Here is a 22275-nt window from a genome sequence, read left to right as displayed (position 1 = left end):
AAATTCCCGAAACGGGAAAGGTCGTCTGAAACACGCTTTCAGACGACCTTTCCCGTTTCAACCAATCCCTACGCTTGATTATTGGCAATAATTCCTATTTAATTCATTTGTTAGACAACCCGTTCCTATCCAAGCATGAACACCGCCGCCATCTACCGCCAGTACCAAACCTATGTCCGCTCCGATAAATCCGGCTGGGCGCTGGACGGCTGTTCCGACAGCGCGCTCATGGCGCAGGCAAAACAGCCCGGTTTGCATCTGGAAATGTGCATCAACCGCTTCGACTCAGGCATCACCCTGTCGCGGATGCGCGGCGGCGGAACGGGCGCGTTTCCCACCGAAATCCACAATTTCAGCCACAACTGCGCCTTGTTCGTCATGGTGTCGGGGCAGAACCGGTTACAAATGGGCGGCAGGGAATACCGCCCGTCTGCCGGCGAAATCTGGCTGGTACGCGGCGAACTGGCGGACGTGTCCGAAACCCTGCTGCCCGACAACGGCGGCATGCGCGCGCTGCATTTGGATTTTTCGCTGGAAAAACTGCGCCGCTGGCACGACGAAGGCTTGCTGGACGAACGCCTGTTTTCGCCGCAAACGATAGGCCGATTCGCCCTGCAACGGCTGGCGCAAAACGCGGCGGCACTGACGGCGGCGGCCTGCCCCCTGCTGCAACGCCCGTTCGAATCGGACGGCTTCGGCCTGCTCGCCGACGAAGCCGCCGCGCTGGAACTCTCCGCCCGATTATTGCGCTTCACCTTCCGCCGCCACGACAACGGCTACCGCCGCCGGCGCATAGACGAAGCCGCCGACATCCTGCAACACGAATTCGCCCGCCCGCTGACCATCGCCGAAATCGCCCGCCGAGTCGGACTGAACGAATGCTACCTGAAACGCTATTTCAAAGCGCAAACCGGCGAAACCGTCGCCGGACGCCTGCGCCGCCTGCGGCTGGAACACGCGCTCGCCCTCATCGAATCCGGCAGCACCGTCCAAGCCGCCATGCACTTTTGCGGCTACCGACACGCGGGACGGTTCAACGAAGCATTCAGGCGGCATTACGGATTTTTGCCTTCGGATGCGAAGAAGTGCTGATGGGGCCGGCGGCATAGATGTTTTGATTTGAAACAACCATTAAAAAAGGTCGTCTGAAAAAGCAGTTTCAGACGACCTTTTTTCATTCGCGGCGGCAGTGTCGCCCCCTGCCCTTACCCCAAAAATTCTTTCAAAAACAGCAACACGCAGGCAAGTTCGTCGGCGGATTCACGTTGCGTGCCGTTGCCGGTATGTCCGCCGCCGTCCGGAGCGTAGAGCCATGATTGCGCAGAGGTTTCGCGCAATTTGGCGTAGAACTTGAGCGCGTGGGCGGGATGGACGCGGTCGTCGGATAGACTGGTGGTGATGAGTGCGGGCGGGTACGGCACACCGTCTGAAAGATTGTGATACGGCGACAATTCACCCAGCCAGCGTTTGCAGACTTCGTATTTCTGCGGGTTGCCGTATTCGTCCGTCCAGCTTGCGCCGGCGGAGAGCAGCGGATAGCGGATCATGTCGGTCAGCGGCACTTCGCACACCAGCGCGCCTATGCTTTGCGGTTCGCGCACGAAGGCGGCGGCGGTAATCAAGCCGCCGTTGCTGCCGCCCTGCAAACCGATGTGTTGGGGCGAACTCATGCCGCGTTCGGACAAATCTCGCACAACGGCAAGCAAATCATCGACGCTTTTGTGTTTGCTGATTCCCTGCGCCGCCTGATGCCAGCGCGGGCCGAACTCGCCGCCGCCGCGTATGTTCGCCAATACGAAGGCGTGGCCCTCTTCCAGCCAGTATTTGCCGATGCTGCCCAAATAGTGCGGCAACTCGGGCACGCCGAAGCCGCCGTAGGCATAGACCAGTGTCGGCGTATCGGGCGCGGCGTTTTTGCCGACGTGGAAATAAGGGATGCGCTCGCCGTCGGACGAAACCGCCCAAAACTGCCGCACTTCGAGGTCGTCTGAAACAAACTGCTGCGGCTGGCGGCGCATGACGGTCAGTTCCATCACGTTCAAATCCAGCGCAAACAGCGTCAGCGGCGTGGTGAAATCGCTGGCGGCAAGGTAAACCACGTCGCCGCCCCAAGGCTGGTCGGTCATTTCCAACGCACCCGAAGGCAGGCGCGGCAACTCGGCTTCCTGCCATTTGCCATCGGTAAAGCGCCATGCTTTCAGACGACCCTGTACGTTTTCCAGCAGGCTCGCCACCACAAAACGCTTGGTCGTTTCCACGCTTTCCAATGCCTGCGTTTCATCGGGCGCAAACAAAAGCTGCGCCGCCCCGAGTTCGCCCCGATTCAGCTTCACCGCCACCAATGCGCCGCTCGGATAGCTTTGGTTCGCGCGGTTCCAGTCCTTGCGCAACGTCAGCAAAAGATGCCCCGCCAGATAGCCGACCACGTCGCAATCGGCGGGCAGGTTCAACGGTTTCGCCTCGCCTTCAGACGACACCTGCAAATACGTCTTGGTATAAAAACCGTCCGACGCTTCAATCAAATCAATCGGCGAACCCTGCGGATCGAGATAACGCCACGCGTTCACCATCATCCCGTCTTCGCCGATTTGATACACCGGCAGGCTTTCCTCGAAACTCTTGCCGCGCTCCACCAGCCACACCTCGCGCGGATAGCCCGATTCGGTCAACTGCCGTTCGTCCCAAGCCGGACACACCCACACGCTGTTTTCATCGCGCCACGACACATGGTTTTTCCCCGCCGGAAAATGAAAGCCGCCCTCAACCAGCCCGCCCGCCTCCAAATCCACTTCCAACGTATAAGCCGTATCGCCGCCCGATTTGCTCAAGGTCAACAGCGCGCGGTTGGGCTGCTCCACCAAGTGCGACACCCCACCCAAATACACATCGTCGCCGAGCAGCTCGTCGAAATCCGCCACCGAAAACAAGATTTTCCACTCAGGATAGCCCGAACGGTAGGTCGCCGCCGTACACACGCGGTACACGCCCTTCGGATATTCCGCGTCCTGATGGAAATGGTACATCCGCGCGCGGTGTTCCTGACAAAACGGAATCTGCCGCGTGTCCTGCATCTGCGCCAAAATCCCGTCCGACAGCGCACGCGCTTTATCGTTGTCCAAAAAACGCACACGCGTTTCGGCATGCGCTTCAGCGGCGAAATTTTGCGTTTCGGGGGCGTCGAGGTTTTCGAAATGGAGATAGGAATCGGGATAGGATTTCATAGAAAAGAGGTCGTCTGAAAATAGCGAAAGCGGGAATTATAGCGGGAAAGCCTTGCAGGCAGATGAAAAGGTCGTCTGAAAACCGAGCGGCGGGTTTCGCCATCGCTCCCGATACGCCGCTTAGCCATCAGCCGTCATTCCCGCCCCCGTCTACGCGAGGACAGGCTACGGCGGGAATGACGATTGACAATAAGCACCCATATCGAAAATTAAGCAAACCAATCTACTTATTCGGCGGATTAATCGGCAGCGTCGAGCGGGAGACTTTGACGTCGGGGCATTTTTCTTTCATCTGATAGCGGAACACTTCCGCCTTGCGTTGATTGCCGGTTTTTTCGTAATTCGTGCCCAAAATCACTTCGTCCGCCTGATTCCGTATATCGGCATAAGGGATATAGACGGATTGGGTCTTATCGCAAAATTTGATTTTCTTCGAATCGATCGGCTTGATGACCAACAGGCGGAACTCTTCTTCATCGCGGAAAGCGAAGTCTTTAAACAGATAGCGGATGTATTCCAAGGCTTTTTTATCTTCGTCGCTGACGGCGGATTTATCCTTGAAACACCCGATAAGCTCTTCCAACGCTTCTTTTAATTTTTCCAAGCGGAACTGATGCCATTCTTCATTTCCGACGGGTTTCAGGCGGATACCGAATCGATTGATATTTGCGTTTAACTTGAATCGAATGGACGAACCCGAATTTTTTTGTACTAAATTTTGATGAAGGTCGAATGGCTTATTTGACGCAGAAAGCCATATCCCGCATTTCTTGTCCGCAATATATTCATCTTTGTAAGCGATATAAGCGACTTGATAAAGCGGTAGCTTTATGTATGCAGAATCTGACATTTCGGCTTCCATCATCCGCTCGTTGAATCTTTGGATAAATGCTTCTACTTTTGTCTGTGACCTGCCTGATTTGTTGGCAAGACTACGGAATGGAACAGAAATATCTACTTCTCTCAACCAATCCCCATTTCTATTGAACACCAGGCAGCAGCCCGAAGCCTCTACGCCGTTTTCTTTACCATACAGGCGAAACTGGTTCAAATCGTTGACGCGGCTGGAGAAGCAGGCAAAAAAAGCATTGTAGGACGAGCTATCCGCCTTGTTTTCCAACCCTAAATCTTGCTGGTTTAGCAAGTCCAGCAAACTCTTGCCCTCGGACGGGTCGTTCATATAAGTAGAGCTGCCGAGCCGCATCTTACTGTCGATTTCGTTGCCACCAATCCCGAACAATATATGGCATACATGGGGTGAAGTGTAATGCGCCATCGGGGTAAAACCCAACTCTATCGGCGTAATATGGAGAACCGCCAACACGGTTGCAACGGCATCTTGCGGTTGTGAAGTTTCGCTTTTGAAAAGCGATTCCTGTATTTCTTGTTTTTTCTTCTCGAAATAGGAACTCCAGTCTTCATTGAGGTAATCAAGGTCTCTTAAACCCTGATAGATTATTTTCTCCCATCCTTTTTTTTCTGTTTCACCACTTAATTGTGATAATTGTGCATAAGCATCAGAAAAATATTTGTTAGCCTCACACTTAGCAAATTTTCCTACTTCGGATGTGCTGTTATTTCTCCTAAGCAGTTCAAGATAACAACTGCCAAGTTTAGATTGAATCAAGATTTGCTCTCTAATCAGGGTGCTTTTATCCGTAATCGCCTCCAAAGCATCAAGCAGTTTTTCAATCGCTTCATCGTATTGTTTCTCATCGAAAAATAGGAGACTTTCTTCAATCAAACCATCAACAATTAAAATATCAAAACCCATCATTTATCTCTTTATGAAACCAATCAAACGAAAATTGTACACCATATGCCAAAGCCACCCCTTCCCGCCCCCAAAGCAGAAAACCGATTCAGTATCCATCCATCTTTATAAAAAGGTCGTCTGAAAACTTAAAAATACGGTTTTCAGACGACCTTTCATCCATCCGCTTTCACCTGTCCGTCCTGACCCGCACAAACGTGGCAAATTTCGGCGTGCCTTTTTGTGTGAAGCCGCGGTAGCGGTATGTGATGACCGCGCCGATTTTGGGCGGGTTGTCGCGGTCTTTGTCTTTGAAGCCGCTTCCGATACGGAATTCGCCGTGTCGGTTTTTGCAGCCGACTGCGCCCAGCCGTCCGGCGTTGCGCCCTTTGCCTTCATAATGCCGCGTTACCGTGCATTCGTCGTCGTATTGGCTTTTCAGCTTCAATAATTGGCTGCTCCTGCCGCCGCTGTAACGCGATTCCGGCTGGCGCAGCATCACGCCTTCGCCGCCCTGCGCTTCGATTTGTTTCAAAAAATCCATCGCGTGCTGCCGGTCGCGCACTTTGATTTGCGGGATGATGGTGATCGGCGCGTTCGGATGCGTTTTCAGCCATTGCGTTGCGACTGCGAGGCGTTGGTAGAGATTGCCCTGCGCTTTGGGTACGTCGAAAACGTGCAGGCGGATGCCGCGCCAGTCGCCGGAAGACGAGCGCACGGCGGCGGAAATCTGTTCAAACTGTCCGCGCCCGCTATACAGCTCGCCGTCGAGCGGATAGGGCGGGAACTGCGCGGTAAAACCTTTGGGCGGCGTGAACGCGTAGCCCTGCCTGCTGATCAGTTGCCGCCCGTCCCAATATGCGCGCACGCCGTCGAGCTTCTCGCTCATCGCCCAGCCTGTAATGTCTTGGTCTTTGTATTCCTGCGCCAGCATCAAATCCGCGCCGAGCGCCGTTTGGATGAAAAAAGCGGCAAAAATCGGTATCATGCCCTGCATTGAAGTTCTCATAAACGTTCCAGTAATGTGAGTGATTATTTCAAATATAATAATGATACCGCATAAACAGACCGAAGGTCGTCTGAAAACATCGCTTCATCGTTTCAACGAAGTTCAATACCCGTCCAACCACTACCCAAGGAATCCCGCCTCATGGCACTTCAAGCCGAAATCATTGCCGTTACCCCTTTCCGCCAAAACTGTACCCTTTTGTGGGATGACGAAACCCGCGAAGCCGTCCTGACCGATGTCGGCGGCGATGTTCCCTACCTCCTGCAAGAGCTGGACGCGAAAAACCTCACCCTGACCGCCATTTGGCTGACCCACGGACACCTCGACCATGCCGGCGGCGTGGTGGAATTGCGGGAACACTGCCCCGTCCCCGTCATCGGCCCTCATGCAGACGACGATTTCCTGCTCCAAGCCCTGCCCGAAACGACCGCCCAATACGGCTTTCCCGTTTCCCCCGCATTCGAGCCGACCCGCTGGCTGACCGAAGGCGAAACGCTCAAGGTCGGCAGCCACGCCTTCCAAGTCCTGCACATCCCCGGTCACACGCCCGGTCACGTCGTTTTCTACTGCGCCGAAGCAGGGCTGCTCATCGCCGGCGACGTATTGTTTTACGAAACCATAGGCAGAACCGACTTTCCGCGCGGCAACCACGCCGACCTCATCCATAATATCCGCACCAAACTGTTCGTCCTGCCCGAAGACACCCGCGTCATCGCGGGACACGGCAGAATGACCGACATCGGGCATGAAAAACGGCACAATCCGTTTTTTTAAATCCTGAAAGCGAAAGGTCGTCTGAAACACGGATAAGCGTTTCAGACGACCTTTTTAAAAAATTGGCATAAAACTTGCATGGAATCTGAACAAGAAATTAACATTTCGCCTTAAATTTGATTAAACATCAAAATAAACAACCAGTAACGCGATTTTACCCGACCCGGACACACGCTTGCCTGAAGCCGATGTACCATCATTTCCAATTATATTCGTATGAAATTGTTACAAAGTGACAATAAACGGCATCTGCACAAAGGGCAGCGTGCGGGTAAATCGTATTTTTCCATGCGGCAGAGGCATAACCGAAGCCGCCAACATGAAAAAGGATTAACCATGAAAACGTCCCGCATCGCCAAAACCGCCCTTTACCTCGCTGCCGCAGCCGTATTGTCCGCCTGCGCCGGCAAAAGCCACGTTAAAGCCGACGGAACGACGGACAACCCCGTCTTTCCGAAACCCTACTCCGTAACCTTCAACAAAAACCAAGGCACATTCCCTACCGCCGATGAACTCGAACAGATGAAACCGGGTCTGAGCAAAGACGACATTTACAAAATCCTCGGCCGTCCGCACTACGATGAAGGTATGTTCGGCGTGCGTGAATGGAACTACCTCTTCCACTTCCGCACTCCCGGCGTTCCCGCCAATCCCGACATCGGCTCCGGCGTAGAAGGCATTACCACCTGCCAATACAAAGTCTTGTTTGACAAACATAAATACGCCCGCAGCTTCCATTGGAAAGCCGTCTTCCCGGAAGACGCCGTCTGCCCGCCCGTACAAGAAGTTGCCCCACAACCCGCGCCTGAACCTCAAATCATCATCCGCGAGGTTGCGCCCGAAACCCACCACCGCATCCGCAAATAACAGGAAAACATGTTTAAAAGAATCATCCTCGGCGTATCGCTGCTGGCAGGGCTGAACAGCTTTGCCGCAGCCGATGCCGCCAAAGAATACATGCAACGCAAAAAAGTCATCGTCAACACCGCCAAAGCCGAGCTGTGTTTCACCGACGATGCCCAGTGTTACCCCGTGCTCATCGGCAAAACCACGCCGAAAGGCACATTTGATATGCAGTTGATGAAGACTTCCAAACCCGGCTACGGCGGCGAAATCATCGGCTTCAAGCAGGAAAAAGACTTCCTCTTCGCCCTGCACCGCGTCTGGACGCTCAAACCCTCCGAGCGCCGTATGCAGCGCATCGCTTCCAACGTCGTCTCCGACCGCATCATCACCAACGGCTGCATCAACGTAACCGACAAAGTGTACGACAAATTGCGCCAATATTTTGTTTTGGAAGTGATTTGACGGGTTTCACCATAATATAGCAGGCATGAAAAAGGTCGTCTGAAACTTGAAATTCAAGGTTTCAGACGACCTTTTTATTGACTCGATACATACTTGGAGCAACCGAACCCGTAGCGAGGGCTTTGCCCACGAAATCTGCTGTTTAATAATCTGAATCAGTTATCTGTTTCCGTGTATTCATTTCGCAGGCAAAGCCCACGCTACGGATTGCTTCAACGGCAACCTGTCCCTTCCCCAGTCGGGCGGGGGAAGGTTAGGATGGGGGTGGTTCTATGGCTCTGGGTAAAATCAAATTCGTTTGCCCCGTAGAGCCACCCTCTCCCCAGCCCTCTCCCGCCAGACGGGAGAGGGGGCGGTTTTCGGATAAAAACGAGGTCGTCTGAAACTTTAAGATTCGGGTTTTAAAGAAACAAACCCGTTCATACCCGTGACCCGTGTATTCAATCAATACAGATTTTGGATAACTCAAGTAGCGTGGGCTTTGCCCACGAAATCCATCATTTAAGTAATCAAAATCAGACAATAGCCGAATGTGCTTTCATTTTGGCATTCATATCGCGGGCAAAGCCCACGCTACGGTTTGCTTCAACGGCAATCTGTTCCTTCCCCCGTCCGGCGGGGGAAGGTTAGGATGGGGGTGGTTCTATGGCTTTGGGTAAAATCAAATTCGTTCAGCCTGTAGCCCCCCTCCCCAGCCAGACGAGAGAGATTGAAGACCGCAGATAAAAACAAGGTCGTCTGAAAACCTGAATCCCAAGTTTTCAGACGACCTCTTTATTTTCAAACCCAACTTACTTGACGCGTCCTGCTTTCAACACGCGTTGGGCGAAGAACACCATGCCTGTGATGAAGAATGCCAGTCCCAGCCAGGATGCGGTGGTTTCCCAGTTTTCTAGACCCAGCGCGAGCGGGGCGTCGGAGCCGCCGTTGGTCACGGAGAAGGCGATGATGAATGCCATCACTACGCCGACCAGGCTTTCGCCGACAATCAAACCGGCGGAGAACAAGGTTCCGATACGCTCGGCGTTTTTCAGACGACCTTCACGGTTTTCCGCTTTCTTGCCGATGATGTGTTTCAACACCGCCGCCAACACTGCGCCGATCACGATGGGCATATTGACGGACGGGGGCAGGTAGATGCCCATGCCGACGGCGAGGACGGGCAGTGCGCGTTTGCCGCCGGACGATTTTTTCAACACCAAATCGACGACGATCAACACCGCGCCGATCGCGATTCCGGTGAAGATGTACGCCCATTCGAGGTTGTGGGCGAAAATGCCCGAGGCGATGGTCGTCATCAAAGTCGCTTGGGGAGCCGCCAAAGCCTGCGCCGCGTCCATGCCTTCGCGCGGCATTGCGCCGGTAAAGCCATAAGCTTCGTAGAGCAGTTCCAACACGGGCGAGATGACGAATGCGCCTACGATACAGCCGATAATCAACGCAATCTGTTGCCTCCACGGCGTTGCTTTGAGCAGGTAGCCGGTTTTCAAGTCTTGCAGGTTGTCGTTGGAAATCGAAGCCACACAAATCACTGCTGAGCCGCAGAACAAGGTCAGCGCCAGCAGGAATTTGCGGTTGGCTTCATCCGCCATCAAGCCGCCGGATTCGCCCACGACCAACAACACCAGCGAAATGATAACGATGGAAACGATGCCCACGCCGGAAATCGGGCTGGAAGACGAGCCGACCAAACCTGCCATATAACCGCAGGCAGCGGCGACCAAAAAGCCGATGACGGAAGCCAAAAGCGTGCAAACGACCACCAAAAGCCAAGCCATGCCACCCGTAATGTGCGAATCGCCGATAAAGTGATAAAACGATACGCCCAAAATCAGCATCATGGACAATACCCAAAAAATCATGGCTTTAGGTGACAAATCCTGTTCGGCGCGTTCCGCAGCGGGCGTACCGCCGCCGAAACTCTTGAACGACATTCTCAGGCCTTCGAGCATCGGCTTGAGCAGCATCAAAAGCGTCCAAACCGCCGCGATACCGATGGTACCCGCGCCGATAAAGCGTACTTTTTCCTTCCACAGCTTCATCGCAAACGCTGCCATTTCCATATCGGCAGGCTGCGGAATGTGCGATGAAAAATACGGCACGGCAATGCCCCAAGCAATCGAAATGCCCAGCAGGATGGCGATACCGCCCGTCAGTCCGACCAAGTAGCCCGCGCCCAACAATGCCAGCGAAAAGCCCATCGGCAGTTGGAAAATCGCCGTGCCGCTTTTAAACCAATAACTCGCGCTGTCGGCAATCACGCGCAAACCGTTGGAACAAAAGCTCATAAAGCCCGCCAACGCGCCGCCTGCCGCCAGCTCTTTAATGCCGCTGCCGCCCTGACGGCCTTCCTCTTCCTCGTGGCTGCCGACTTTCAAAATCTCCGCTGCCGCCACGCCTTCGGGATAAGGCAACTCGCTTTTCACCACCATCGCGTAACGCAGCGGAATGGTGAAAATCACCCCCAAAATCCCGCCGGCAATACATAAAAGCGTCGTCTGCCAAAACGGAAAACCGCTCCAGTAGCCCGCCATCAGCAAACCGGGCAGGACGAAGATGATGGTCGAAAGCGTACCCGCCGCCGAAGCCTGCGTCTGCACCATATTGTTTTCCAAAATATTGCTGCCTTTGCAAAACTTCAAAACCGCCATCGAAATCACCGCCGCCGGAATCGACGAAGCAAAGGTCAGACCGACTTTCAAACCGAGGTAAACGTTCGACGCGGTAAAGATAACGGTAATCAGCGCACCGAGTATCATGCCCCGAAGCGTCAGCTCGCGGTAATCCGCGTAAGGATCGTGAGTGGATTGTGTCATCGTAGATAGCCTTTCGGTTGATAAAAAACACGACGGCAGGCTCGAACCGGCTGCCGAATCTGCCTTTATGGTGTTGCGACAGCAAGGAAATGTCAAGTTAGACAAAGAATATGCAAAGAAAGCGGAAAGGCAAAAGGTCGTCTGAAACCTTAAATCTCCCTTTTTCAGACGACCTTTTGTCCTTCTGAAATATTATTTATTCTTAATGTAAGCATGATATTATCCCATGCAGACGTTGGAAAAGCGGTGAAAATCTCGATACCGCAGCCTACCCGACAGGGTGTCCGAGAGCGCGTGCAAGTGATTTCGAGCCTTGCCCGGCGTCTGTTCCACACTTCTTTCCAGAAGTTCGACAATTTCTTTCTTTTTATCGATTCGGTACGGTAGCAAATAAACCTCGCCTGCCTCTTGTTTTCAGACGACCTTTATCATTGTGAAATCACTATATAATACTGCTCATCAAATTCCCGATACGAGCCAGCCATGTCCGCATCCCAACCCACCATCGCCGCCATCGCCACCGCCCCCGGACGCGGCGGCGTCGGCGTTATCCGCCTTTCCGGCAAAAACCTGCTGCCTTTGGCACAAACACTCAGCGGCGGCAAAACGCCCAAACCGCGCACCGCGCTTTACACCGACTTTCTCGGCGGCGACGGGCAGCCGATAGACAACGGCATCCTGCTCTACTTCGCCGCCCCCGCCAGCTTTACCGGCGAAGACGTGATTGAATTGCAGGGACACGGCGGCCCCGTCGTGATGGACATGCTGCTTTCGCGCTGCCTCGAACTGGGCGCGCGTATGGCAGAGCCGGGCGAATTTACCAAACGCGCCTTCCTCAACAACAAACTCGACCTTGCCCAAGCCGAAAGCGTCGCCGACCTCATCGACGCCTCCAGCAAGTCCGCCGCACGCATGGCGTTGCGTTCGTTAAAAGGCGCGTTTTCCCGACACATACACGAGCTGGTGGACGACCTTATCACCCTGCGGATGCTGGTCGAAGCCACGCTGGACTTCCCCGAAGAAGACATCGATTTTCTCGAAGCCGCCGACGCGCGCGGCAAGCTCCAAGCCCTGCAAGGTCGTCTGAAAACCGTCCTTGCCAGCGCGGAACAAGGCGCGATTTTGCGCGAAGGCATGAACGTCGTCCTCGTCGGCGCGCCCAACGTCGGCAAATCCAGCCTGCTCAACGCCTTGGCGGGCGACGACATCGCCATCGTAACCGACATCGCCGGCACCACCCGCGACACCGTGCGCGAACAAATCACCCTCGACGGCGTGCCCGTCCACATCATCGACACCGCCGGCCTGCGCGAAACCGACGACGTGGTCGAACAAATCGGCATCGAGCGCAGCCGCAAAGCCGTCTCCGAAGCCGATGTCGCCCTGATTCTGATTGACCCGCGCGAAGGCGTGAACGCCAAAACCCAAGCCATTTTGAACAGCCTGCCCGAAGGTTTGAAAAAAATCGAAATCCACAACAAAGCCGACCTGACCGGCGAACCCGTCGCCGTCCGTTCAGACGGCCTCGCGCAAACCGGCGCGGACACCGTCATCAGCCTGTCCGCCAAAACCGGCGCGGGTCTCGATTTGCTCAAACACGCACTGTTGCAGGAAATCGGCTGGCAGGGCGAAAGCGAAAGCCTGTTCCTCGCCCGCAGCCGCCATCTCAACGCCCTGCACGAAGCCGAAGCCGAGCTGGAAAACGCCGCCCTCTGCGACAACAACCAAATCGAGCTTTTCGCCGAACACCTGCGCCTCGCCCAAAACGCGTGCAGCGAAATCACCGGCGAATTTACCGCCGACGATTTGCTAGGCGTGATTTTCTCGCGCTTCTGCATCGGCAAATAAGATTAAACCTTATCCATACGCGAAAGGTCGTCTGAAAACCAAGATTCAGGTTTCAGACGACCTTTTGTATGTCTTGCTCAGAGCGGTTTTTAATCCGCGCCTTTGAGCATTTTATTCAAAACGGGAACAAGCAATAACAATACCACACCGGTTATCACGCCTATGCCGCAAAGCATCCAGTAGAAATCCAGCGGTGCTTTATCGTTGAATCCTTCTTTAAACAGCACGCCGCCCAAAGTGAAGCCCAATGAGAGCCCTAAGAAATTGAGCGCGACCATTTGGGTTTTGAACATGGGTGGGGCGATTTTGGTGGAAACGGAAAGCGAAATCGGAGAGATCATGAGTTCGCCTATGGTGATGGCAAGCAGGATCAGCGCGAAAACGATGATCGGCATGGGCGTGCCGGATGAGATATACGGTACAAACCCAAGATAGGATACGCCGACGACAATCATCGCCAATGTAAATTTCAATGGGGTTTTCGGCTGGTGTTTGCCCATTTTCGTCCAAATCGCCGCCATCACGCCGGAAAAGAGAACGACCCACATGCTTTGGATGGAATCTTTCCAGGCAACGGGGACAGTCCAGCCGCCTATGGTTCGGTCAACCGTTTCGTCAAAGTACACCGTTGCCACAGTATAAACTTGGAACCAGACAGCCCAAAACAGGCAGATGGTCAGAAACAGCGGAATATAGGCGGTGATGTAGCGTTTGTTTTCAGACGACACATGGCTGCTGCCGAGCAGTCGCGCGAAATAGGCGATGACGGTGAGGATGACCGTGCCGAGCAGGAATTTGGAGAAGTTGTCCAAATTGAGCGTGTCTGACGCAATCAGGCTGCCGACAATTAAGACAATCAACACACCTATTGCCGCAGCGGTTTTCACTTTTTCAGGACGCAAAGGATTGGGCGCAGGCGTGTGCGGCAGCAGTTTGCGCCCGACGGAGTAACGCCACAGCCCCAAAGCCATACCGACTGCCGCCGCGCCGAAACCATAGTGGAAACCCATCTCGGTTTGCAGCAAGCCGGTCAGGAGCGGGCCTAAGAAGCCGCCGATGTTGATGGAGATATAGAAAATCGAAAAACCCGCATCGCGCAGGGGCTTCATATCGTCCGCCTCATAAAGCGAGCCGACCATCGAGCTTGCCGACGATTTCACGCCGCCGCTGCCCAATGCGATAAGTACCAAGCCGCACAGCAGACCGTAGAGACCCGGTGCGATTGCCAAAACGATGTGTCCGAGCATGACCACGATGCCGGAAATAAACAGCGTTTTTTCCGCGCCCCAAATCCGGTCGGCAAGCCATGCGCCGAGTATGGTGGACAAATAAACACTGCCGCCGTACGCGCCGACGATGCCGCCGGCGAGCGACTTGTCTATGCCCAAACCGCCTTTGTCGGCAGTGTAATACAGATAAATCAATAAGATACCCTGCATACCGTAAAACGAGAAACGTTCCCACAATTCGATGTGGAACAGAGTAGAAAGCTGGATGGGATGCCCGAAGAAGGTTTTTCCCTTGCGGGCGGAGTAGTTGTCAGACATAAAAGTTCTCCAAAGGCGTTGAAACCGCCTTTTATTTTCAGTTGCGGCACATTTTGCACCGTCCATTTTTCAGCCATATATGGCATAACCTTTTTTAACGTAATATTAAAAAACTGTCAAACTGATAGATTGCCCGGATAAAGCAAAAGGTCGTCTGAAAAACAGATTTCTATTTTTCAGACGACCTTTTTCAATAATCGGGACATACAGGCCGGACGGTAAGCCGGGTTCTGTCTCGGACAGTCATTCCTCTAGGCACACCATTACTGATGCACTCCAGCAACCTACCCGAACGCTCGGCGAGCAGCGTCAATGCGTTCTGTTTGGTCTTGCTCCGGATGGGGTTTAGCCTGCTGCGCCTTGTTACCAAGTGCACGGTGCGCTCTTACCGCACCTTTTCACCCTTACCCGTGCCGCCCGAAGGTGGCCGTCGGCGGTATTGCTTTCTGTTCCACTTTCCGTCGCGTTTCCGCGCCCGGCCGTTAGCCGGCATCCTGCTCTGCGGAGCCCGGACTTTCCTCCCCGTATGCCTTACGCGATACGCGGCGACTGTCTGTCCGACCTGTATGAAGTGCGGATTATAACACAATAAAAACATACCGTTTGAGTATAAAAAACGACCATTTATCACGCTTTTTGCATATTTTACACTAAAAAAATGCAAATAAAATAAACCGTTTAACTAAAAATGATACCTTTCGTCGCAAAAATCAGATGACATAAAAATGAAACACGCATAGAATGATTTTCACATAACTACTTTAAATTGAGAACATTACGATGAAAACGCCTTACCCTCATATCTTATCTTGTATTGCCGTTTCAATATTAACAGCCTGTGGAGGAGGTGGCGGAGGCGGTACACCGTCTGTCGCTCCAACCCCGACTTACCCGATTGTCCAGCCGGGCAATATTCCGAATCCATCCGGACAAACGGAAAGAACGGCAACCCCTCCTGCCGGTAATCAAGCTGATGCAAATAATGCTTTAGAAGCATCTGAAGAAAATATCCATAAAGAAGTCGAAGATTCCGTAAATTCAACACAAACGTCGTCTGAAAACCAGAATCAAGACGTAAAAGCGGATAGCAACGACAAAGCCGAAGCGGAACGAAAAGCTGCGGAAGAAGCCGCCAAAGCTAAAGCCGAAGCCGAACGTAAAGCTGCTGAGGAAGCTGCAAAAGTTAAAGCTGAAGAAGAACGCAAGGCCGCTGAAGAGGCTGCCAAAGCTGAAGCCGAACGTAAAGCGGCAGAAGAGGCTGAAAAAGCTGCAAAAGCCAAAGCTGAAGCTGAACGCAAAGCGGCTGAGGAAGCTGCAAAAGCCAAAGCTGAAGCCGAGCGCAAAGCTGCCGAAGAAGCTGCCAAAGCTAAAGCTGAAGCTGAACGTAAAGCTGCCGAAGAGGCTGCTAAAGCCAAGGCAGAGGCTGAACGTAAAGCCGCTGAAGAAGCTGCTAAAGCCAAAGCTGAAGCGGAACGTAAAGCTGCGGAAGAAGCTGCTAAAGCTAAAGCAGAAGCCGAGCGCAAAGCTGCGGAAGAAGCTGCTAAAGCCAAAGCTGAAGCCGAACGTAAAGCTGCTGAGGAAGCTGCAAAAGTTAAAGCTGAAGAAGAACGCAAGGCCGCTGAAGAGGCTGCCAAAGCTAAAGCCGAAGCTGAACGTAAAGCTGCTGAAGAAGCTGCAAAAGTTAAAGCTGAAGAAGAACGCAAGGCCGCTGAAGAAGCCGCTAAAGCTAAAGCTGAAGAAGAACGCAAAGCTGCCGAAGAAGCTGCCAAAGCTAAAGCCAAGGCTGAAGCGGAACGAAAAGCTGCGGAAGAAGCTGCAAAAGCCAAAGCTGAAGCCGAGCGCAAAGCTGCCGAAGAAGCTGCCAAAGCTAAAGCAGAAGCCGAACGTAAAGCTGCTGAGGAAGCTGCAAAAGTTAAAGCTGAAGAAGAACGCAAGGCCGCTGAAGAGGCTGCCAAAGCTAAAGCCGAAGCTGAACGTAAAGCTACTGAAGAAGCTGCAAAAGTTAAAGCTGAAGAAGAACGCAAGGCCGCTGAAGAAGCCGCTAAAGCTAAAGCTGAAGAAGAACGCAAAGCCGCTGAAGAAGTTACCCCAAAAGCGGAGGTTGCTCCGGCTATGCAATCAATCGGCGGTTTTTACACCATGTTGTCGGTTGACGGTGCCGATAACAAAGTGATTAACAGAGTGGGTAATCCTGATGTCCTCGAAGTCAACGGACAAAAAATCAACCTGCTGCCACAAACATTTGACGCGGCAAACGGTATGCTGTCCTTATCGGATAACAAAATTATCCGCGCCATCGGTACGCATCTGCAATACGGCCATTACGGTTTTTACGGAAGCAAAAAGGACAACGGCGAGCTCAATTCATCCCTGGTGTTCTACCAAGGCCTGATGACGCCTGTCGAAGCCATGCCGCAAACCGGTTCGGCTATCTACCAAGGCAATGCGTTCTACAATGACGCATCCAACATCAACACTGTCGGCTCATCCTTGTTCAATGTTGATTTTGGTGAAAAATCGCTGACCGGCGGTGTTTATTCGGCAGAAGGACGTTTTAACCCCGTAATGCTCCAGGCCAATATCGCCGGTAACCGTTTTGTTTATGTGGACGGGACAACTAAAAACAGTATGTCGGGCATTTTCCTGGGTCCGCAGGCGGAAGAAATGGCCGGCCGCTTCGACCATCCGAGCGAAGGCAAGAGCGGTACGTTCGGCGCCGCCATGCTGAAAGACTGATTTTTACCGTATCATCAGCTCAAAAGGTCGTCTGAAAACTTGGAAATCAGGTTTTCAGACGACCTTTTTCCGTTCCTGACCAAGAAGCAGCCCATAAAATGCTACAATACCGCTTTGATTTTTTGCCCGCATCATCATGAAAAAAGCCCCCAAATCCTTTGAAGAAGCCCTCGCCCGCCTCGAAACCCTGACCCAGTCCATGCAAAGCAGCGAAATGCCGCTGGAAGATGCTCTGGCAGCCTATCAGGAAGGCAACGAGCTGGTCAGATACTGCCAAACCAAGCTGGCGGAAGTCGAACAAAAACTGCAAGTATTGGACGCGGGCGAACTGAAGGAGCTGAACCTTGAACCCGGCGAATGAATTGAAAGCATGGCAGCAAAAAGCCCAAGCGCAGACAGAATTGCTGCTGGAGCGTTTCCTGCCGTCTGAAAACCAAGTGCCGCACACGCTGCACGAAGCCATGCGTTACGTTACCCTCGGCGGCGGCAAACGGCTGCGCCCGCTCTTGGTGCTCGCCGCGTCCGAATTGGACGATGCCGACCAAAACGCCGTCGAACAAGCCATGGCGGCGATTGAAATGGTGCACGTCTATTCCTTGGTTCATGACGATATGCCCGCAATGGACAACGACAGCCTGCGGCGCGGCAAACCGACCTGCCATGTGAAATACGACGAAGCCACCGCCCTCTTGGTCGGCGACGCGCTGCAAACCCAAGCCTTCGACGTATTGAGCCGTCCGACCGGACTGCCCTCCGAACGCCAAATCGCCATGTTGTCTACGCTCGCCAAAGCATCCGGCAGCCTCGGCATGGCGGGCGGACAAGCCATCGACCTTGCCAACGTCGGCAAAGCCATGAATCAGGCGCAGTTGGAACAGATGCACAGCCTCAAAACCGGCGCCCTCATCCGCGCCGCCGTCGTATTGGGCGCGCTTGCCTGCCCCGATTTGGATTCAGACGACGTCCGCACCTTGGACAACTACGCCGCCAAACTCGGCTTGGCGTTCCAAGTCATCGACGACGTGTTGGACTGCGAAGCCGATACCGCCACCTTGGGCAAAACCGCCGGCAAAGACAGCGACAACGACAAACCGACCTATGTCAAACTGATGGGTCTGCAAGCCGCCCGCGCCTACGCCGAAACCCTGACCGCCGAAGCCGCCGCCCTGCTCGAACCCTTCGGCGCAAAAGCCCTGCATTTGCGGCTCTTGGCGGAATTTGTTACTGCGCGGAAAAATTAGAGTCCGGCAGACCGAAAAACGACCTTTATGAACGATTTCGAACGCATTTACAACGACTGGCACGAGTTTGCCAAAAACCGCGACACCGCCCGACTGATCAGCCTGTATGACGACAACGCCGTTTTCGAAAGCCCGCTCGTTCCCCTTATCATGCAGCGGCAAAGCGGCATTTTGCGCGGCAAAGCCGACATCCTGGCTTTTTTAGAAGAAGGAACGCGCCGCCGACCGAATGAATTGGTACGCTGGTATCGTAACGGCACGCATTTCACGACGGGGGACACGCTGGTTTGGGAATACCCGCGCGAAACGCCCGACGGCGATCAAGTAGATATTTTGGAACTCATGCAGATTGCCGGTGGAAAAATTGTCCATCACCGCATTTACTGGGGCTGGTTCGGCACGCAGATGCTGATTCGTTCGGCACTGAACCGTGCAGCGGAATAATCCGCGAAAAGAAGAAGAGGTCGTCTGAACCCCCAAAAATAGGTTTTCAGACGACCTCTTTTTTACGTCAAACCGCTTACGCGCCGCGTTTTTCCAAAGCGGCTACGGCAGGCAACTCTTTGCCTTCCAAGAATTCGAGGAACGCGCCGCCGCCGGTGGAGATGTAGCCGATTTGGTCGGTAACGCCAAATTTGGCAATCGCCGCCAGCGTGTCGCCGCCGCCCGCAATCGAGAACGCTTTGCTTTGGGCGATGGCTTCGGCAAGGGCTTTCGTGCCGCCCGCGAACTGATCAAACTCGAACACGCCGACCGGACCGTTCCACACCACAGTGCCTGCGGCTTTAAGCAGTTCGGCAAGTGCGGCGGCGGATTTCGGGCCGATGTCCAAAATCATATCGTCTTCGGCAACGTCGGCAATGTCTTTCACGACTGCTTCAGCATCGGCGGCAAAGGCTTTGGCAACGACGACATCGGTCGGCAGCGGTACGGAGCCGCCTTTGGCCGCCATTTTCGCCATAATTTTTTTGGATTCTTCCACCAAATCATGTTCCGCCAAAGATTTGCCGATGGCTTTGCCTTCCGCCAACAGGAAGGTGTTGGCGATACCGCCGCCGACGATGAGTTGGTCGACTTTGTCCGCCAGCGATTCGAGGATGGTCAGTTTGGTGGACACTTTGCTGCCGGCGACAATCGCCACCATCGGGCGTGCAGGCTGTTTCAGGGCTTTGCCTAAAGCGTCGAGTTCGCCCGCCATCAATACGCCGGCGCAGGCAACGGGCGCGGCTTGGGCGACGGCTTCGGTCGAGGCTTGGGCGCGGTGGGCGGTGCCGAACGCGTCGTTGACGAACACGTCGCACAAGGCGGCATAGGCTTTGCCCAGTTCCAAATCGTTTTTCTTCTCGCCTTTGTTGATGCGCACGTTTTGCAGCATGACGACATCGCCCGCGTTCAGGGCGGGTTTGTTTTCACGCCAGTCGTTTAATACTTTCACGTCTTTGCCCAACAGGCTGCCCAAGTGCGCGGCAACGGGGGCGACATCGTCTTCGGGGTGGAACTCGCCTTCGGTCGGACGGCCCAAGTGGGTCATCACGATAACGGACGCGCCGTTGTCCAGGCAGTATTTGATGGACGCGAGCGAGGCGCGGATACGGGTGTCGTCGCTGATTTTGCCGTCTTTGAACGGCACGTTCATATCGGCGCGGATGAGGACGGTTTTGCCCTGCACGTTTTGTTCGGTCAGTTTCAGAAATGCCATGATGTATCCTTTGTCAAAGTTGGAAACGGAAATGGGAATGTTCTCAATTATCCGCGAACGGGACGCATCGGTAAAGGCGGGATTTGCCTGCGCTTGATTTGCGTCAGCGGCAGCGTCGATATAAAAAGTCGTCTGAAACCTTAAATCCCCTTTTTCAGACGACCTTTCCCCCGTCTCGCCCGCACGATTTACGGTATAATTCCCCATCTTTATCCATTGTTTTCCCAAGCATAAACCATGACACGCAAAATCCTCGTTACCTCCGCGCTGCCCTATGCCAACGGCAGCATTCACCTCGGCCACATGGTCGAACACATCCAAACCGACGTTTGGGTGCGCTTTCAAAAACTGCGCGGCCACGAATGCCACTACTGCTGCGCCGACGATACCCACGGTACGCCCGTGATGCTTGCCGCGCAAAAACAAGGCATTGCGCCCGAAGACATGATTGCCAAAGTGCGTGAAGAGCACCTCGCCGACTTCACCGGCTTTTTCATCGGCTACGACAATTATTACAGCACCCATTCCCCTGAAAACAAACAGTTTTCCCAAGACATTTACCGCGCGCTGAAAGCCAACGGCAAGATTGAGAGCCGCGTCATCGAGCAGCTTTTCGACCCCGAAAAACAAATGTTCCTGCCCGACCGCTTCGTCAAAGGCGAATGCCCCAAATGCCACGCCCAAGACCAATACGGCGACAACTGCGAAGTCTGCGGCACGACCTATTCCCCGACCGAACTGATTAACCCGTATTCCGCCGTTTCCGGTGCCAAACCCGAATTGCGCGAATCCGAACACTTCTTCTTCAAACTGGGCGAATGCGCCGACTTCCTCAAAGCATGGACTTCCGGCAACAACCCGCACGACGGCAAGCCCCATCTACAACCCGAAGCCCTCAACAAAATGAAAGAATGGCTGGGCGAAGGCGAAGAAACCACCCTGTCCGACTGGGACATTTCCCGCGACGCGCCGTATTTCGGTTTCGAAATCCCCGACGCGCCGGGCAAATACTTCTACGTCTGGCTGGACGCGCCCGTCGGCTACATGGCGTCGTTTAAAAACCTGTGCGACCGCATCGGCGTCGATTTTGACGAATACTTCAAAGCCGACAGCCAAACCGAGATGTACCATTTCATCGGCAAAGACATCCTCTATTTCCACGCCCTGTTCTGGCCCGCCATGCTGCATTTCTCCGGCCACCGCGCCCCGACCGGCGTGTACGCACACGGCTTTTTGACCGTGGACGGACAAAAAATGTCCAAATCGCGCGGCACGTTTATCACCGCCAAATCCTATCTGGAACAAGGCCTGAACCCCGAGTGGATGCGCTACTACATCGCCGCCAAACTCAACAGCAAAATCGAAGACATCGATTTGAACCTGCAAGACTTTATCTCGCGCGTCAACAGCGACCTCGTCGGCAAATACGTCAACATCGCCGCCCGCGCGTCAGGTTTCATCGCCAAACGCTTTGAAGGTCGTCTGAAAGACGTTTCAGGCAGCGCATTGCTGGCAAAACTCGCCGCCGAAAGCGACAACATAGCCGAGCAATACGAAAACCGCGAATACGCCCGCGCCCTGCGCGACATCATGGCATTGGCAGATGCCGTGAACGAATACGTCGATGCCAACAAACCGTGGGAACTCGCCAAACAGGAAGGTCAAGACGAACGCCTGCACGAAGTATGCAGCGAACTCATCAACGCCTTCACCATGCTGACCGCCTACCTCGCCCCCGTGTTGCCGCAAACTGCCGCCAACGCCGCGCGTTTCCTCAATCTGGACGCGATTACCTGGGCGAACACGCGCGAAACCCTAGGCGAACACGCCATCAACAAATACGAACATTTAATGCAACGAGTGGAGCAAAAACAAGTGGACGATTTAATCGAAGCCAACAAACAAAGCATTCAGACGACCCCCGCGCCTGCCGCCGAAGACAGCAAATACGAAAAAGTCGCCGAGCAGGCAAGCTTCGACGACTTCATGAAAATCGACATGCGCGTCGCCAAAGTATTGAACTGCGAAGCCGTCGAAGGAAGCACCAAACTCTTAAAATTCGACCTCGATTTCGGTTTTGAAAAACGCATCATCTTCTCCGGCATCGCCGCATCTTATCCCAACCCCGCCGAATTGAACGGCCGCATGGTCATCGCCGTCGCCAACTTCGCCCCGCGCAAAATGGCAAAATTCGGCGTATCCGAAGGCATGATTCTCTCCGCCGCCACCGCCGAGGGCAAACTGAAGCTCTTGGATGTCGATGCAGGCGCGCAGCCCGGGGATAAAGTGGGCTAAACGTTAAAAGGTCGTCTGAAAACAGTTT

Annotated in this window: 18 protein-coding genes, 1 other RNA gene and 1 pseudogene; 13 read left to right on the top strand and 7 right to left on the bottom strand. The window is 54.0% G+C overall.

Annotation, left to right across the window (positions count from 1 at the left end; translation table 11 throughout):
* The first annotated feature begins 135 nt into the window (after positions 1 to 135).
* On the top strand, positions 136 to 1092 hold the full coding sequence (locus NM96_11795) for an AraC family transcriptional regulator (protein AVR79913.1): 957 nt from the start codon (positions 136 to 138) through the stop codon (positions 1090 to 1092).
* A gap of 113 nt (positions 1093 to 1205) precedes the next feature.
* Here NM96_11795 and NM96_11790 read toward each other — a convergent pair whose 3' ends face one another.
* Positions 1206 to 3221, bottom strand: a complete 2016-nt coding sequence (locus tag NM96_11790; protein ID AVR79912.1) for a S9 family peptidase — start codon at positions 3219 to 3221, stop codon at positions 1206 to 1208.
* Between the two features lie 62 nt (positions 3222 to 3283).
* Here NM96_11790 and NM96_11785 point away from each other — a divergent pair.
* Positions 3284 to 3361: pseudogene (locus tag NM96_11785) on the top strand (pilus assembly protein PilS).
* Positions 3362 to 3444: 83 nt separating this feature from the next.
* Here NM96_11785 and NM96_11780 read toward each other — a convergent pair.
* On the bottom strand, positions 3445 to 4545 hold the full coding sequence (locus NM96_11780; GenBank protein ID AVR80341.1) for a UDP-N-acetylglucosamine-peptide N-acetylglucosaminyltransferase: 1101 nt from the start codon (positions 4543 to 4545) through the stop codon (positions 3445 to 3447).
* A 619-nt stretch (positions 4546 to 5164) separates the two neighbouring features.
* A complete protein-coding gene (locus NM96_11775) occupies positions 5165 to 5983 on the bottom strand; it encodes a DNA ligase (protein ID AVR79911.1) in 819 nt (272 codons plus the stop codon).
* Between the two features lie 141 nt (positions 5984 to 6124).
* Here NM96_11775 and NM96_11770 point away from each other — a divergent pair, with 141 nt between their 5' ends.
* From NM96_11770 to NM96_11750, 5 genes are all read left to right on the top strand, one after another.
* Positions 6125 to 6757 (top strand): hypothetical protein, encoded by a 633-nt coding sequence (locus NM96_11770; protein ID AVR79910.1) that lies wholly within the window; start codon positions 6125 to 6127, stop codon positions 6755 to 6757.
* 336 nt (positions 6758 to 7093) lie between these two features.
* Positions 7094 to 7624 carry an outer membrane protein assembly factor BamE gene (locus NM96_11765; protein ID AVR79909.1) on the top strand — a complete coding sequence of 177 codons (531 nt, stop codon included), beginning with the start codon at positions 7094 to 7096 and terminating at the stop codon, positions 7622 to 7624.
* Between the two features lie 9 nt (positions 7625 to 7633).
* Positions 7634 to 8065, top strand: a complete 432-nt coding sequence (locus tag NM96_11760; protein AVR79908.1) for a L,D-transpeptidase — start codon at positions 7634 to 7636, stop codon at positions 8063 to 8065.
* Positions 8066 to 8228: 163 nt separating this feature from the next.
* Complete coding sequence (locus NM96_11755; GenBank protein AVR80340.1) at positions 8229 to 8351, top strand: superoxide dismutase; 123 nt, start codon at positions 8229 to 8231, stop codon at positions 8349 to 8351.
* A gap of 244 nt (positions 8352 to 8595) precedes the next feature.
* Positions 8596 to 8724: a superoxide dismutase gene (locus tag NM96_11750; GenBank protein ID AVR79907.1), complete on the top strand. Its 129-nt coding sequence runs from the start codon at positions 8596 to 8598 to the stop codon at positions 8722 to 8724.
* Positions 8725 to 8856: 132 nt separating this feature from the next.
* Here NM96_11750 and NM96_11745 read toward each other — a convergent pair whose 3' ends face one another.
* Complete coding sequence (locus NM96_11745; GenBank protein AVR79906.1) at positions 8857 to 10881, bottom strand: oligopeptide transporter, OPT family; 2025 nt, start codon at positions 10879 to 10881, stop codon at positions 8857 to 8859.
* 483 nt (positions 10882 to 11364) lie between these two features.
* On the opposite strand from NM96_11745, the gene NM96_11740 reads away from it, so the two are divergent.
* Positions 11365 to 12729 carry a tRNA uridine-5-carboxymethylaminomethyl(34) synthesis GTPase MnmE gene (locus NM96_11740; protein ID AVR79905.1) on the top strand — a complete coding sequence of 455 codons (1365 nt, stop codon included), beginning with the start codon at positions 11365 to 11367 and terminating at the stop codon, positions 12727 to 12729.
* A gap of 89 nt (positions 12730 to 12818) precedes the next feature.
* Here the strand turns inward: NM96_11740 and NM96_11735 are convergent, their stop codons facing one another.
* Positions 12819 to 14276: an MFS transporter gene (locus NM96_11735; GenBank protein AVR79904.1), complete on the bottom strand. Its 1458-nt coding sequence runs from the start codon at positions 14274 to 14276 to the stop codon at positions 12819 to 12821.
* Between the two features lie 203 nt (positions 14277 to 14479).
* Positions 14480 to 14841: RNase P RNA component class A (gene rnpB / locus NM96_11730), an RNA gene on the bottom strand.
* Between the two features lie 215 nt (positions 14842 to 15056).
* Here rnpB and NM96_11725 point away from each other — a divergent pair.
* The 4 genes from NM96_11725 (at position 15057) to NM96_11710 (ending at position 18697) form a co-directional block, all read left to right on the top strand.
* A complete protein-coding gene (locus NM96_11725; GenBank protein AVR79903.1) occupies positions 15057 to 17012 on the top strand; it encodes a hypothetical protein in 1956 nt (651 codons plus the stop codon).
* A 133-nt stretch (positions 17013 to 17145) separates the two neighbouring features.
* On the top strand, positions 17146 to 17373 hold the full coding sequence (locus tag NM96_11720) for an exodeoxyribonuclease VII small subunit (GenBank protein ID AVR79902.1): 228 nt from the start codon (positions 17146 to 17148) through the stop codon (positions 17371 to 17373).
* Complete coding sequence (locus NM96_11715) at positions 17357 to 18253, top strand: geranyl transferase (protein AVR79901.1); 897 nt, start codon at positions 17357 to 17359, stop codon at positions 18251 to 18253. The genes NM96_11720 and NM96_11715 overlap by 17 nt, the downstream gene beginning before the upstream one ends.
* Positions 18254 to 18280: 27 nt before the next feature.
* Positions 18281 to 18697 (top strand): nuclear transport factor 2 family protein, encoded by a 417-nt coding sequence (locus NM96_11710; GenBank protein AVR79900.1) that lies wholly within the window; start codon positions 18281 to 18283, stop codon positions 18695 to 18697.
* Between the two features lie 76 nt (positions 18698 to 18773).
* On the opposite strand, the gene pgk is transcribed toward NM96_11710, so the two are convergent.
* Positions 18774 to 19952: a phosphoglycerate kinase gene (gene pgk, locus NM96_11705; protein ID AVR79899.1), complete on the bottom strand. Its 1179-nt coding sequence runs from the start codon at positions 19950 to 19952 to the stop codon at positions 18774 to 18776.
* Positions 19953 to 20189: 237 nt separating this feature from the next.
* Between pgk and NM96_11700 the strand changes: the two genes are divergently transcribed.
* On the top strand, positions 20190 to 22247 hold the full coding sequence (locus tag NM96_11700) for a methionine--tRNA ligase (protein AVR79898.1): 2058 nt from the start codon (positions 20190 to 20192) through the stop codon (positions 22245 to 22247).
* The last annotated feature ends 28 nt before the right edge of the window (positions 22248 to 22275 follow it).

Source organism: Neisseria mucosa, from assembly GCA_003028315.1.
In the GTDB taxonomy this organism is placed as follows: domain Bacteria; phylum Pseudomonadota; class Gammaproteobacteria; order Burkholderiales; family Neisseriaceae; genus Neisseria; species Neisseria mucosa.
The sequence above is the reverse complement of the archived record's forward strand: the minus strand, read 5'-3'. Positions and strand labels throughout refer to the sequence as shown.